Below are 13,535 nucleotides of genomic sequence, written 5' to 3' on the forward strand. Positions count from 1 at the left end.
ACAAAAAATTATGGAATTGAATTGGTCTCAACCCCTCCCATAATTCTTCCGCTGATTACCTGATTCCCAATCTCCAATACCTAATCCCCAGTCCCTTTTACTTCACCTAGTAATTCCCTTCTGTTGTTTACTTGCCTGTCACTTTGTCAACTATTTCACCAGCTTTTTCAAGTAAATTTGGTTGGGAATTGTCTCTTTGTTGAGCTTTTAAATTCCTTTCATAAGCCTTGTCTAGACTTTCTAAATTTTCAGAGTCCTTTATCGCTTGCTTGTAAGCTTCTTGTCGCTGTTCTTCTCGTACACCAGCAGCGCGGTTATATTCATAAGCACGATCAATTTTGTCTTCAGCCGTCAATCTTTGATCTGGAGGTATCAGCTGCAATTCTTCAAGTGTAGTTGCATAAGTAGGTTGCTGAACAACAACGAACAAACTTGACAGGCTAATAAAAGCCATTAAACCTAAAACAAAAACTATGGAGCGCAATGCTTGCTTTAAATTGGATACAATTCTCTGCATGGTAATTCCCTCCTAAAATCCTGCTGTCAACCCCCGTTGTGCGTAAATAAATAGTATTAATTACGCAATACGTAAGGTTTACAGGCATCGTATGTGTTGAAGTGCCGCTTCTCCTTCTATCGGAGGGTATATATAACATCAATTCATAATTTGTAATTCATAATTTGTATTATCTGCTATTATCTGCCTGTAAATTCTACAACCAATGATGATCAATCTTAATTCCTCGGCTATCCATCGCTTGGATAAATAAATCGGTTGGTAGTGCTTCTTCTACAGGTGATACACCTGGTTTCTTGAGTTTACCTTCTAGTAATAATTGGGCAATGCTACCTGTGCCACAACCAGAAGCTAATGCTGTATTTTCATACACTAAATTTGAGCAATAAACAGCTTTTTCACCATCTTTTTGACCTGTAACTTCTGCACGCACTGCTACTCCAATCCCACTAAAAGGATTAGTGACATCCGTCATAAAATGACTGACGTAAGACAAAAATTCAATCATACTACGACGCTGCATTAACCATTTAGGAAAGATATGGGCTGCAACCCAGGTAAGGTGATTGTAAAAATCGGGAATAGAACCAAACTTGGTAATTACAGTTTTGACTGATGGGAAATAATGGGGCATCGTGAAGGTTTCAGGCATATCAAACCAATAAACTCCACTTCGTCCATAGGGGGCTGGAAAGTTAATAACTTCCCTTTGGCTGTAAGGTTTAACTAACTGCCAATTACCATTGATCCAAGCCTCAAAAGGATGTTGCAACCCTAGAAAAGTTGTCCGCATTACTGTAATACCCGCACCACCAGAACCAGACACTAAATAACTGAGATGGATTTTTTCTGGCTGCTCGAATTGCTCAACACCTTGGCGTACCATGCTGTTAGAAATGCCGGGAAAAATCCCAGTATTAATAATTGCAGTTACGCCAGCAGCGGCAGCTTGTTCATTATAATTTAAGGCTTTACTCGTATAAGAACGGTGGTCGCTGACATCTAAATAGTTAACGCCTTGTTCAATGCAAGTTTGCAAAACATTGGTGTCTCGGTAGTGAAAGGGGCCAGCACAGTGGATGACTAAATCGGATCTGGCGATCGCCTCCCGCAGTTTACCAACTTCCGCCAAGTCCAATACCAAAAACTGCACTTGTGTACCCGCATTCCAGTGTTGATTATCGGTTAGCCACTTCGCGTCTGCGTCCCCTTCAGCTACTGGGGAACGTCCGGTAATCGTAATTTGTGACTGCGTATGGGTGGCGATATCCTGAGCAACACTGCTACCAATCCGCCCCCGTCCTCCAAGAATTAAAACGCGGTGTATCATTAGACTCGCTGGGCAAAACTAGCTTTATTTGACCAATTTAGAGATTTGATTGTCATCGGTAACAAGTAAGACCTTAACCATCAAGCAAGTAGTAGGATTTGAAGGAAAGTTTAATTAAATTAAAAAGGTCAAAATCATATTTAAGTAAAAATCATTACAAAATTTTGTGGAATACTTGCGTAACTCTATCTTTCGCTAACGCTGCCTCTATCTCAAGACTGTATATAGCTCATCATCTAGGCATATACCCAAATATATCAGAACTTACGCACTCAGATCCCCCAACCCCCTTTTTAAGGGGGGTTAGGGGGGATCAGGGTTTCAGACTTCAGTGCGTAAGTCCTATATATATATTTTTTGCTGCACTTGGTTGGAAAGTGCTGAATGCTGAGTAATAATTTCTCCCCTTCCGCGCCCCCAGCCCCCAAAACGGAGTGGGCTATTTTTATTAGAATAAAGTAAAGATAAGTAAAGAAAGTGCTGTAGATTAAATGGCTGTTCCAAGCTTAAAAGAAATCTCTGCTCAGTTAGAAAGTCCGAATGTGCGCGATCGCATGGTAGCGCTTGCTAGTCTGCGCCATGTTCCTGCTGAAGATGCAGTACCTTTAATTAAAAAGGTTTTGGATGACGAATCTCTGCAACTGCGATCGATGGCGATATTTGCCTTGGGAGTTAAACCAACACCAGAATGTTATCCAATTTTAGTGAAAATTCTGGAAAGTGACCCAGATTATGGCATCCGTGCTGATGCGGCTGGAGCGTTAGGCTATTTAGGTGATGCTAGAGCTTTTGAAGTGCTGTCACGAGCATTTTATGAAGATACTGATTGGCTAGTACGCTTTAGTGTGGCAGTTTCCTTGGGTAATATTAAAGACCCCCGTGCCCATGCCGTCTTAATCCAGGCATTGGATAGTAAGGAAGTAATATTACATCAAGCGGCGATCGCAGCACTGGGAGAAATCAAAGACATTGAATCTGTAGATTTAATCTTACGCTTTGCCCAAGCAGAAGATTGGTTAGTGCGCCAACGTCTTGCAGAAGCTTTAGGCAATCTTCCCACCCCCAAGAGTGTATCCGCTTTGAACTATCTGGCAAGAGACAGCCATTTTAATGTTGCTGAGGCAGCAAGAATTTCTCTCCAGAGGCTCCAAGCAAACGGCAATTAAACTTAAGGTCAACACCTCCTCCTGCTACCTTTTAATAATAAGTGGGATTTTCAGCATTTTGATGCAGGTAGTTTCATTCATGAATATAAAAGAGTTTTTTGAGTTGAGCGCTGGTAAGTGGTTTTCCCATCGTACTAGTCATCATTTGGCGTTCAAGCAATCTGAAGATGGTAAGTCAGATATCGTTATTGAGACGCTGGCCGCAGATCATCCAGAGGTGATCAAACTGTGCCAACAATACGAAGTTAACCCTAGTGATGCCTCCTGCGGTGCTAGAGTTACTTGGAACGGCACGATGGAGTGGGACGAAGAAAAACACAAGGGATCTACTGTGTTAGTTTCAGTACCCGATGCTGATAACCCAGATGAAGGCAAGTTACTACGCGAAATGGGTTATGCCGAAAAAGCTCCAGTCGCTGGACGCTATAAAATGGGTGGCGATGGTGCATTGACGCTGACTACAGAGTATGAAACTATGTGGTCTGAGGAACGCCTCTGGTTTGCTAGCCCTAATTTGCGGATGCGAGTAAGTGTCCTGAAACGTTTTGGCGGCTTTAGTATGGCTTCCTTCACTTCCGAGATTCGCATGGGTGGTAGTCCACCAAATGCAAAAGCGTCCGAGGCAGCTAATTCAGCATCCAGTTAATTTTGCTACCTCATCAGGTTTGTTTTATTCTTTAATACTCCCGCCTCTTCCGCTTCGCTCAAGGGGTGGGATTTTTGTTTACTTTAGGTACAAATTTATCTGTGTACATCTGTGGTTATACCAAGTTGCGTTCTGTTGTAGTAATCTTTCGTCAGGGGAGATTGCTTCGCTCCACTTTGTTTCGCTCGCAATGACAGTTGCTACTTTTGATTGCAACTTGGTGTTAATTACGCTTCTCGGCGTTGCTGATTAATGGGATGAATTTTGTTTTGCGCAAAGGCGCTAAGAATTTACTTTTAGCTTTTGACAAAAATGATAATTCATCCCGCCATTATGCAACGCCAGAGGCATAACGCGATCGCATTTCTTATGAACTAATTTGCCCGAAAATTGATTACACATAACCACAATAATTGTAGTAATCGCTACTCATTTTAGACAAGCAGTATTTTGTAATGGTTGTGATATGCGATCGCAATTTAATATTTACCAACTTAATCAGGTAAAAGTTGGTAAATTATGAAATAATTGCTCAAAAAATCTATGCCTCAGGATTTATCGCCCCTCTGGATATCACTTAAAACTTCATTACTTGCCACATTTATCACGTTTTTTCTCGGCATTGCTGCTGCTTACTGGATGTTAGAGTATCGTGGCAAAGGTAAATCGTTGATTGAGGGTGTGTTTGTAGCTCCCCTAATTTTGCCTCCTACAGTTGTCGGCTTTTTATTGCTGCTGTTTTTTGGTAAAAATGGCCCTGTAGGGAAACTCATGCAACCATTGGATATCACCATTGTTTTTACTTGGTATGGTGCAGCGATCGCAGCTACAATTGTTTCCTTTCCACTGATGTATAAAACTGCATTGGGAGCTTTTGAACAGATTGATGGCAATCTGCTGCGGGTAGCTAAAACTCTTGGTGCTTCGGAAAAGACAATTTTTTGGCGTATCACTTTACCTTTAGCACTGCCAGGAATTATAGCGGCTACAACTCTTGCTTTTGCCCGTGCTTTGGGAGAATTTGGTGCAACCTTGATGTTGGCTGGTAATATTCCTGGACAAACGCAGACAATCCCGATGGCGATTTATTTTGCCGTAGAAGCAGGAGCAATGGATGAGGCATGGTTTTGGGCGATCGCTATCATGGTGATTTCTCTATTTGGAATTATTGCCGTCAACTTCTGGCAAGAAATGAGGAGGAAAGTTGGACGCGCGGATAGGGAGACAAGGGGACAACAAAATTCAAAATTCAAAATTCAAAATTCAAAATTGAAATTTCAGCAAGATACAACTAGCTGTGCAAGACTAATCGTAGACATCGAAAAACATCTACCGAGTTTTCATCTTAAAGTTACCTTTAATAGCGATCAGCAACCGTTAGGATTGTTGGGGGGTTCTGGAGCGGGTAAAAGCATGATTCTGCGGTGCATCGCCGGGATAGAAACACCGACAAAAGGCCGGATTATCCTCAATGGCAGAGTGCTATTTGACTCGGAAAAAGGAGTTAATTTACCTAGCCGCGATCGCCGTATCGGTTTTTTAGTTCAGAACTATGCTCTGTTTCCACACATGAGCGTGGCACAAAATATTGCTTTTGGCTTACCCAAAGGGTTATCTACCGGGAGCATTCGGGTACTAGTAGAAGAGCAACTAATAGCTATGCAGTTGCAGGGATTAGGCGATCGCTATCCACACCAACTCTCTGGAGGTCAGCAACAACGGGTAGCTTTAGCACGAGCTTTGGCTAGTCAACCAGAAACATTACTATTAGATGAGCCGTTTTCCGCACTCGATACTCATCTGCGGAGTCAACTCGAACAGCAAATGACCGAAACTTTAGCTAATTATCCAGGTGTGACTCTGTTCGTCACTCATAATATGGAAGAAGCTTACCGGATTTGTCCCAATTTGTTGATCTTAGAAGATGGTAGAGCAGTTCAACATAATTCTAAATACGAAATTTTTGAGCATCCTGTAACTATGAGTGTTGCTAAAATCACAGGTTGCAAAAACTTTTCTCCTGCTAGTCTTGTCTCATCGTATCAGGTAGAAGCAAGTGATTGGGGTTGTACTCTTCAAATTATGGAACCAATCCCCAACGAATTAACTTACATTGGCATTCGTGCCCATCACATCATCTTAACCAGCGACTCCAACCAAGAAAATACCTTTGCTTGCTGGTTAGCTAGAACTAGCGAAACACCGCACCGCATAACTTTGTTTTTAAAACTACATTCTGTGGCTAATAATCCTCACGATTATCACTTACAAGCTGAACTCTTCAAAGAAAAATGGTCAGTGATTAAAGACCAACCTTTTCCTTGGTATGTGCGGTTAGATCCTCTACGCTTGATGTTGATGGAGTAATACCAAATAATCGTAGTTTCGCTGTTCAAAATTAACCATTCTGCGATACTACCCCGTGCTTCAATGTGGAAGCAACAAATTATGACTTACGGGTATGCCGCAGAAAACAGCCGCTTTAAAGTTTGTTATTTTACTCGGTTTTGTGAGTCTCTGTGCTGATGCAACTTATGAGGGCGCACGTAGCATTACCGGGGCTTACCTAGAAGTTTTAGGAGCTAGCGGTACTGTAGTAGGTCTGGTGGCTGGTTTTGGGGAATTGATTGGCTATGGGTTACGGTTAGTGATCGGTTATCTCAGCGACCAGACACGCAAATACTGGGGCATCACAACTTTAGGTTTCATTTTAAACACCGCAGTTGTGCCTCTTTTAGCCTTAACCGGAACGTGGCAAGCAGCCGCAGGTTTGATGATGGCTGAACGCACAGGTAAAGCGATTCGTACTCCTCCGCGAGATGCTTTACTTTCTCACGGTGTCAGCCAAATTGGTAGAGGTTTTGGCTTTGGTTTGCATGAGGCTATGGATCAAACAGGTGCAGTTATGGGCCCTTTGGCTGTAGCAGCTATGGTTTATTGGCAGGGAGAGTATCGTAACGGCTTTACAATTTTAATTGTGCCTGCGGTGTTGGGATTAATTGTTTTATTAGTTTTACAACGAATTTATCCAAATCCCAGCGATTTTGAAGCCGAAACTGTTACGAGCCAAGATGAAGGAATGCCACGGGTATTTTGGATTTATCTTGGTGCTGTAGCAATTATTGCCGCCGGATACGCTGATTTCCCGCTTATTGCCTTTCATTTCCACAAAAGCGAAATCGCTTCTGGGCAAATGATTCCCCTGTTTTACGCTATGGCTATGGGAGTAGATGCCGTAGCAGCGTTAATATTTGGATATTTATTTGACCGCATTGGTATTTCTATTCTGATAGGTGCAGCCTTATTGTCATCCTTATTTGCGCCGTTGGTATTTTTTGGTGATACCCGTCTAGCTCTGTTAGGAATTGCATTTTGGGGTATAGGCATGGGAGCACAAGAATCGATTTTAAAAGCCGCGATCGCCGGAATGGTAGCGAAGGCAAAACGCGCTACAGCTTATGGCATTTTTAGCACTGGCTATGGTTTATCTTGGTTTGTAGGTAGCGCTCTCATGGGTATTTTATACGATCGCTCAATTACCTCACTAGTGGTCTTTTCTGCCACAACTCAAGTGCTAGCAATTCCTTTCTTGATTTGGGTGAAGTTGCAAATTAATAATTCCAGCAGAGTTGACAATACCTAATCAGCGATTCAGGCAAGCTTTAACTTACACTAATTTGAAAGCAGAATATAACAGATACAAACAAAGGAAATCTAGATTAAGATTCAGACTTAAAACTATCGTTCGTACACAACATGAAACGCTCAAACCGCCTAGCATGGCTGGGGGCGATCGCACTGGCGGTCTGCATTTTACTCAGCTTGATAGCGGCTCCCACTAGTAGCACAATTAATAGTGGTTCCACCTATAGCCGTGCTGCTGATGGCTATGGTGCTTGGTACGCTTTTATGCAACAGCAAGGAATTACTATCAAGCGCTGGCAAAGACCTTGGAGTGATCTCAAAGCAGAGAAAAGTCCAGTAACTCTGTTACAGGTATATAGTACTCTCACTTCACCACTGCTGAATCCTGAAGAACGCGCTTGGTTAGCAAAAGGTAATATTTTGATCGCCTTAGGCGTGCGTTACCCAGCAACAGGGGCAGATTTTAGCACTATGCAGAATTCCCCGTTTGGTGATGTCAAGATTGCAACCCGAAGACGTTATAAGAAAACAGAACAGCAGCAAATTTTGTTAGGCGATCGCTTCGGCGCTGTCGTTTGGGAAGAAAAGCACGATCAAGGAAAAGTAATTTTTTCTACTACTCCTTATTTAGCTGCTAATGCTTATCAAGATAACTTGAGTAATTTTAAATATTTAGCAGATTTGGTTAGTAAACAAAATAATGTAATTTTTGTCGATGAATATCTTCATGGCTACGAAGATGCTGATGTACAGCAAAAAGAAGGCGAAGGCGACTTATTAAGTTATTTTGCTAACATACCCTTGTTTCCGGCATTCTTGCAGACAGTTATTTTACTATTAGTACTAATTTGGGCGCTTAATCGTCGCTTTGGTAAGCCAGTCACTTTAAATACACCAGGCTTAGACAATAGTGAGGCATATATCCAAGCTTTAGCGGGAGTTCTTCAAAAAGCTGAATCTACAGATTTTGTTGTGGAGATGGTTGGCAAAGAAGAACAACTACAACTACAAAAGTCTTTGGGATTAGGGCAAATACCACTAGAACCCCAAGCCTTGATTAACGCTTGGGTAGAAAAAACAGGTGCAAGTCCAGCAGAATTAGCTGCATTATTAAAGCTACAATCCCGAAAACGACCTATGAGCGAACGAGACCTGTTAAGCTGGTTGGGGAAATGGCGGAACCTGAGAAAAATTCAAAATTAATAGCTAGAATTTTACGTTTTCGATACGTTTCTTTGCATAAGAATTTATCAATAAAATATGAGCGAGATCCATTCTGTTTTAATTCGCCTCGGTCAAGGACTTAACCAAGTAATTGTGGGACAATCCAGCCTTGTACAGCAACTACTAGTAGCACTTTTAGCGGGTGGACACATAATTTTGGAAGGAGTACCGGGAACTGGTAAAACACTTTTAGTAAAAGTGTTGGCGCAGTTAATTCAAGCAGAGTTTCGCCGGATTCAATTAACGCCGGATGTTTTGCCATCAGATATTACTGGGACAAATATTTTTGACCTCAATAGCCGCAGTTTCACCCTCAGAAAAGGCCCAGTTTTCACTGAGGTGCTACTAGCAGACGAAATTAACCGCACTCCCCCCAAAACACAAGCGGCTTTACTAGAAGCAATGGAAGAGATGCAAGTAACGCTAGATGGTGAAAGCTTGCCTTTACCGGATTTATTTTGGGTAATTGCAACGCAAAATCCCTTGGAATTTGAAGGTACTTATCCTTTACCAGAGGCGCAGCTAGACAGGTTTTTATTTAAGTTAGCAGTAGATTATCCCGATCAAGCTGCCGAAAAGCAAATGTTACTCAATCGTCAGGCGGGGTTTGCAGCCAAGCGCTTAGATATTAATCGTTTAAAACCTATAGCAACAGTAAGCGAAATCTTGGAGGCACGACAAGCAGTCAAAGAAGTTAAGGTAACTGAGGCAATTATTGATTATCTTCTAGCGTTGGTCAAAACATCACGGCAATACCCGGATTTAGCATTAGGTGCATCGCCTCGCGCTACCGGTGCTTGGTTGCAGACATCTCAAGCAGCAGCGTGGTTAGCAGGAAGGAATTTTGTTACACCAGATGATGTCAAAGCAGTTGCATCACCATTGCTGCGTCATCGCCTGATTCTCAAACCAGAAGCGATGCTAGATGGTTTACAAATTGATGCAGTAATTGCGGCTGTAATTAATCAAGTCCCAGTTCCAAGGTGAAGAATAAGGATGAGTAAATAAATAGATGAGGGTCTGATGAATCAAGAAAAATCCCAAAATCGGCGTTATTTAGTTTTGCTTTCTGGAGGCATTCTGAGTATTTTGGTTATCTCGGCAGTTTTTTTAGTTGGGAGACAAAAAACTGCTCAAAATCAAGCTGTAGTCCAATGTATTGCTTCACCATTACCAGCGCCATCACCTTCACTATCACCATCGCCATCGCCATTACCTTTTTTAGGGAGTAATTACCCTGTAAATAAAGAAACTTTAGAACAGTTGAAAAGTGATATTTGTAAAAATCTTATTGGTAAATATGAATCTTCCAGTAATTTAAATTGGTATTGGAATCTAATTATACTTTTCGGTACTTTAATTACAACCTTAATAGTTTCTGTAATAGATGATATTAAAATTAGAGCTTTTTTGGGAGGTCTTGCTGCTAGTTTAGTTTCTATTCGGGCTGTAATTCCAGTAGAGCGCTGGTCTACTTTTCACCAAAGTTTAGCAGCCGATGGACGAGCTTTGCTAATTAGGCTTAAGTATAGCGTCACTGAACCTGCTGAATTTCAAGAGGTTGTTAGGGAATATGAAAAAGTAATCATACGTGCGGGTCAAGAATCACCTCTCGTTAGCCCTAGCTCAAATTTAAATGTTAGTCCAAATGAATCAAATACTGAAGTTAATTCCAAGCCAAATGCGACACCAACTGAATAGTTTATTAAACTTAAAGATAATATATCGTCTGAAAGCAGCAATTTCAATAATCCCTAATACTCGTTCTTGCTTGACTTCAATAATATTATTATTAAGTTTTACAATAATTTCCGTACCCATTGGTTTATATTTCAATTTCCTTAAATTTGGTTTTGTCCATTTAAATTTAGCAGAAATAATCAAGCTCATAGCGATTTGCTTATTTACACCTGCAATCACAGAGGAGATTTTTTTTCGAGTTTTACTATTGCCTCATGTAACAGAAAATGTTTCACCAATTAAAAAAGGGTTGTGGGGATGTATAAGTTTAGCAATTTTTATTATTTACCATCCTCTTAATGCCTTAACAGCATACCCTGCTGGATTCCCGACATTTATGAATCCATTTTTTTTATTACTAGCAGGATTTTTAGGGATTATTTGTACTAGTGCTTATTTACAAAGTGGTTCTTTGTGGACTCCAGTTGCAATACACTGGGTAGTTGTAGCAGGTTGGCTACTATTATTTGGTGGGTATGAACGATTGAACACTTGATTAGTTTTTAATATTTATAATCAAAAAATAATCTTTTTCAATTTAAATAATGGTTCCTGGAAATAGAGTTTATTTATTATTAGTTTTAGGAATTGCGATCGCCCCGATCTTAGCCATCTTTTTCGGCATTTCTCTCAGCATCGCCCTCACACTATTATTTGATGTCGTAGTCTTAGGATTAATGGTTGTAGATGGTGTTAGGGTACGACGCGATCGCGTTCAAGTTACCCGCGAATTTCCATCACGATTATCTATCGGTCGAGATAACTCGGTTGTGCTAACAGTAAAATCGGGTAATGCTGATGCTGTAATTCAAATCCCCGACTACTACCCAACAGGATTTGATGTTTCTGTACCCACACTCAGCACTAATATTGCAAAAAACAGCACCCAAGAATTAACATATACCGTCCAGCCAACACAACGGGGAGAGTTTGCTTGGGGAAATATTCAAGTACGACAACTGGGAATGTGGGGATTAGCTTGGGATGATTGGAAAATTCCGCAAAAGCTACGGGTAAAAGTTTATCCAGATTTAGTCGGGTTGCGATCGCTTTCAATTCGTCTCACACTGCAATCATCTGGATCAATCCGTCAATTTCGCCAACTTGGTATTGGTACGGAGTTTGCCGAACTGCGTAACTATCGCAACGGTGACGATTTGCGGTTAATTGACTGGAAAGCTACGGCCCGTCGTGTAGGGCCCTATGGTAATACAACGCCATTGGTAAGGGTTTTAGAACCAGAACAGGAGCAAACTCTGCTAATTTTGCTAGATCGCGGGCGATTGATGACAGCAAAAGTGCAGGGTTTACAGCGATTTGACTGGGGTTTGAATGCTACTTTGTCTTTAGCTTTAGCGGGTTTACAACGAGGCGATCGCGTAGGTGTAGGTGTATTTGACCGCCAAATGCATACGTGGATTCCTCCTGAACGTGGTCAAAATTATCTGAGTCAGCTAATTGAGCGCCTGACTCCGATACAACCAGTTTTGCTGGAATCTGACTATTTAGGCGCAGTCACCAACATTGTGCAGCGACAAACTCGTCGGGCATTGGTAGTATTAATTACTGACTTAGTTGATATCACTGCTTCTACTGAACTCCTCGCTGCCCTTTCCCGCCTAGCACCCCGATATCTACCATTTTGTGTTACTCTTCGAGATCCTAAAGTGGATCATCTAGCACACACCTTCACTGAAAATGTTACAGATGGTTATGTCCGTGCAGTTGCTTTAGATTTATTAGCACAGCGACAAGTTGCCTTTGCCCAGTTGAAACAAAAAGGTGTGTTAGTACTTGATGCACCAGCCAATCAAATCACAGATCAGTTGGTTGAACGATATTTGCAACTTAAGGCGCGGAATCAACTTTAACAACCTAAGCAGCACGACGACGACGAGTTGTTAAAAAGCCAAGTCCAACAATAGCAAATAGTGCCATAGTTGCGGAAGGTTCTGGTACAGGCTTAACAACACTAGCGTTTTCTTTACCAATATCAATGGCGAAAACTGTATCGTTATAATCTTTGTCGCCACCTCCCCACCAGTCTTCAAAACCGAGTATTAAGTAGTCCTTATAGAGATAGGATATGGCGTGCTGCATACCATCTGGGTTCAAAGCTGTATTCAAACTCCAGATACCCTTTGCCTTGTTCCCGTTGACATCTGTTCCGTAGATGCCTCCGTTTATATCATTTGAGTGCAGCAAAAAGTCCAATTTTGTACCAGCGCTCATCGAGCCTAAATTCACCCAGTCACCCACGTTCAAAGGTCTGTTGGGTGCAACTTTATTTGCTAACGGTTTATTAGGATTAGAGCAAAATTTACTAAAATTAGCAAATTTTGCATCTCCAGCGTTACAAGAAGTATCGCCAAAGATTTTGCCTGTTGTCACTGTAGAACCTTCAACAGCTTTGAAATCTAAGCGGTTGCGGTAACCTCCAGCCGTTTCGCCAATAAAGAAGACTTTTACTTCATGAGCAAATTTAAGTTGCAACTGAGAAAGATCTACCTTTTTAGCATTAATAGTTTCAGGTGATAAAGTATGAGCTTCTTCACCGACGAAAGCTCTAAAGTCTTGAAGAATACTTTTGAATTCATCAGGAGCCTGGTCTCTGCTTTTTATCTCATACGCTCTAGCAGGAGCATTTGCACAGAAAATGCTAGTTCCCAAAGTAGCAGCAAGTAAAGAAATAAACAGTTGATTTCTCATAATTAGCTATGACTTTATGAAGACATAAAGTGTTTACAGTGCTAATTAATTAATATTTAAAATTTTATGAATTTGTCCACTATATTATCAAAACTTTATTAATAATTTGCAATTCCATTTATTAAGTAGTATTTTCCCTTAAATCTAAGTAGTATTACTACCTAAACAACAAAATATTGTTTTTTAGAGTACGGTTTTTTTATAAAACCAACTCCCTATAGAAGAGAAAAAGCTTATTACAGAAATTTATCAACCTTTTTCAACCGGATATTTATTACCGCCACTATGCATCAGTATTTACAAGGGCTTTTAGGTTTAAGTAATTCTATCTATTTAAATAAGCTAATACCAAGTTGCAATCAAAAGTAGCAACTGTCATTGCGAGCGAAACAAAGTGGAGCGAAGCAACCTCCCCTAACGAAAGATTACTACAACAGAACGCAACTTGGTATAAGTTGCATTATGGAATGCTCTGGACTGCTCATATTTTATATTAAATAAGTTCTACATTCAAAAATCATGCAATTCCAAAATGTAAAAGTTAAAAGTATTTAATTA

Annotated in this window: 12 protein-coding genes; 9 read left to right on the plus strand and 3 right to left on the minus strand. The window is 40.9% G+C overall.

All coding sequences use genetic code 11. The annotated features are described in order from the left end of the window. Positions 1-127: 127 nt before the first annotated feature. Both AC5JL8_RS01160 and AC5JL8_RS01165 read right to left on the minus strand, forming a co-directional pair. The gene (locus tag AC5JL8_RS01160; RefSeq protein WP_495877939.1) at positions 128-517 is read right to left on the minus strand and encodes a hypothetical protein; all 390 of its coding nucleotides are present in this window, start codon (positions 515-517) and stop codon (positions 128-130) included. A gap of 196 nt (positions 518-713) precedes the next feature. Beyond that, entirely contained in the window at positions 714-1,847 is a 1,134-nt protein-coding gene (locus AC5JL8_RS01165) for a saccharopine dehydrogenase family protein (RefSeq protein WP_495877940.1), read from the minus strand. A gap of 491 nt (positions 1,848-2,338) precedes the next feature. On the opposite strand from AC5JL8_RS01165, the gene AC5JL8_RS01170 reads away from it, so the two are divergent. From AC5JL8_RS01170 to AC5JL8_RS01210, 9 genes are all read left to right on the plus strand, one after another. Further along, entirely contained in the window at positions 2,339-3,013 is a 675-nt protein-coding gene (locus AC5JL8_RS01170) for a HEAT repeat domain-containing protein (protein WP_495877941.1), read from the plus strand. A gap of 79 nt (positions 3,014-3,092) precedes the next feature. Then, positions 3,093-3,659, plus strand: coding sequence for a phycobiliprotein lyase (locus AC5JL8_RS01175; RefSeq protein ID WP_495877942.1), 567 nt, complete (start codon positions 3,093-3,095; stop codon positions 3,657-3,659). 543 nt (positions 3,660-4,202) lie between these two features. After that, complete coding sequence (gene modB, locus AC5JL8_RS01180) at positions 4,203-6,026, plus strand: molybdate ABC transporter permease subunit (RefSeq protein WP_495877943.1); 1,824 nt, start codon at positions 4,203-4,205, stop codon at positions 6,024-6,026. A 94-nt stretch (positions 6,027-6,120) separates the two neighbouring features. After that, positions 6,121-7,302 (plus strand): MFS transporter, encoded by a 1,182-nt coding sequence (locus AC5JL8_RS01185; protein WP_495877944.1) that lies wholly within the window; start codon positions 6,121-6,123, stop codon positions 7,300-7,302. 113 nt (positions 7,303-7,415) lie between these two features. Beyond that, positions 7,416-8,507, plus strand: coding sequence for a DUF4350 domain-containing protein (locus AC5JL8_RS01190; protein ID WP_495877945.1), 1,092 nt, complete (start codon positions 7,416-7,418; stop codon positions 8,505-8,507). Between the two features lie 57 nt (positions 8,508-8,564). Further along, positions 8,565-9,515 carry an AAA family ATPase gene (locus AC5JL8_RS01195; RefSeq protein ID WP_495877946.1) on the plus strand — a complete coding sequence of 317 codons (951 nt, stop codon included), beginning with the start codon at positions 8,565-8,567 and terminating at the stop codon, positions 9,513-9,515. 36 nt (positions 9,516-9,551) lie between these two features. Further along, a complete protein-coding gene (locus AC5JL8_RS01200; protein WP_495877947.1) occupies positions 9,552-10,229 on the plus strand; it encodes a hypothetical protein in 678 nt (225 codons plus the stop codon). Beyond that, complete coding sequence (locus AC5JL8_RS01205; protein WP_495877948.1) at positions 10,210-10,764, plus strand: CPBP family glutamic-type intramembrane protease; 555 nt, start codon at positions 10,210-10,212, stop codon at positions 10,762-10,764. The genes AC5JL8_RS01200 and AC5JL8_RS01205 overlap by 20 nt, the downstream gene beginning before the upstream one ends. Positions 10,765-10,813: 49 nt before the next feature. Beyond that, positions 10,814-12,139 (plus strand): DUF58 domain-containing protein, encoded by a 1,326-nt coding sequence (locus AC5JL8_RS01210; RefSeq protein ID WP_495877949.1) that lies wholly within the window; start codon positions 10,814-10,816, stop codon positions 12,137-12,139. A 4-nt stretch (positions 12,140-12,143) separates the two neighbouring features. Here AC5JL8_RS01210 and AC5JL8_RS01215 read toward each other — a convergent pair whose 3' ends face one another. Further along, complete coding sequence (locus tag AC5JL8_RS01215; RefSeq protein WP_495877950.1) at positions 12,144-12,977, minus strand: DUF4114 domain-containing protein; 834 nt, start codon at positions 12,975-12,977, stop codon at positions 12,144-12,146. Between the last annotated feature and the right edge of the window lie 558 nt (positions 12,978-13,535).

The sequence above is a fragment of the Mojavia sp. genome (assembly GCF_059505145.1).

Excerpts from the sequence above, each read along its gene's own strand:
- AC5JL8_RS01160 (WP_495877939.1), bottom strand. The coding sequence starts at position 517 with ATGCAGAGAATTGTATCCAATTTAAAGCAAGCATTGCGCTCCATAGTT.
- AC5JL8_RS01165 (WP_495877940.1), bottom strand. The coding sequence starts at position 1,847 with ATGATACACCGCGTTTTAATTCTTGGAGGACGGGGGCGGATTGGTAGC.
- AC5JL8_RS01170 (WP_495877941.1), top strand. The coding sequence starts at position 2,339 with ATGGCTGTTCCAAGCTTAAAAGAAATCTCTGCTCAGTTAGAAAGTCCG.
- AC5JL8_RS01175 (WP_495877942.1), top strand. The coding sequence starts at position 3,093 with ATGAATATAAAAGAGTTTTTTGAGTTGAGCGCTGGTAAGTGGTTTTCC.
- modB (WP_495877943.1), top strand. The coding sequence starts at position 4,203 with ATGCCTCAGGATTTATCGCCCCTCTGGATATCACTTAAAACTTCATTA.
- AC5JL8_RS01185 (WP_495877944.1), top strand. The coding sequence starts at position 6,121 with ATGCCGCAGAAAACAGCCGCTTTAAAGTTTGTTATTTTACTCGGTTTT.
- AC5JL8_RS01190 (WP_495877945.1), top strand. The coding sequence starts at position 7,416 with ATGAAACGCTCAAACCGCCTAGCATGGCTGGGGGCGATCGCACTGGCG.
- AC5JL8_RS01195 (WP_495877946.1), top strand. The coding sequence starts at position 8,565 with ATGAGCGAGATCCATTCTGTTTTAATTCGCCTCGGTCAAGGACTTAAC.
- AC5JL8_RS01200 (WP_495877947.1), top strand. The coding sequence starts at position 9,552 with ATGAATCAAGAAAAATCCCAAAATCGGCGTTATTTAGTTTTGCTTTCT.
- AC5JL8_RS01205 (WP_495877948.1), top strand. The coding sequence starts at position 10,210 with ATGCGACACCAACTGAATAGTTTATTAAACTTAAAGATAATATATCGT.
- AC5JL8_RS01210 (WP_495877949.1), top strand. The coding sequence starts at position 10,814 with ATGGTTCCTGGAAATAGAGTTTATTTATTATTAGTTTTAGGAATTGCG.
- AC5JL8_RS01215 (WP_495877950.1), bottom strand. The coding sequence starts at position 12,977 with ATGAGAAATCAACTGTTTATTTCTTTACTTGCTGCTACTTTGGGAACT.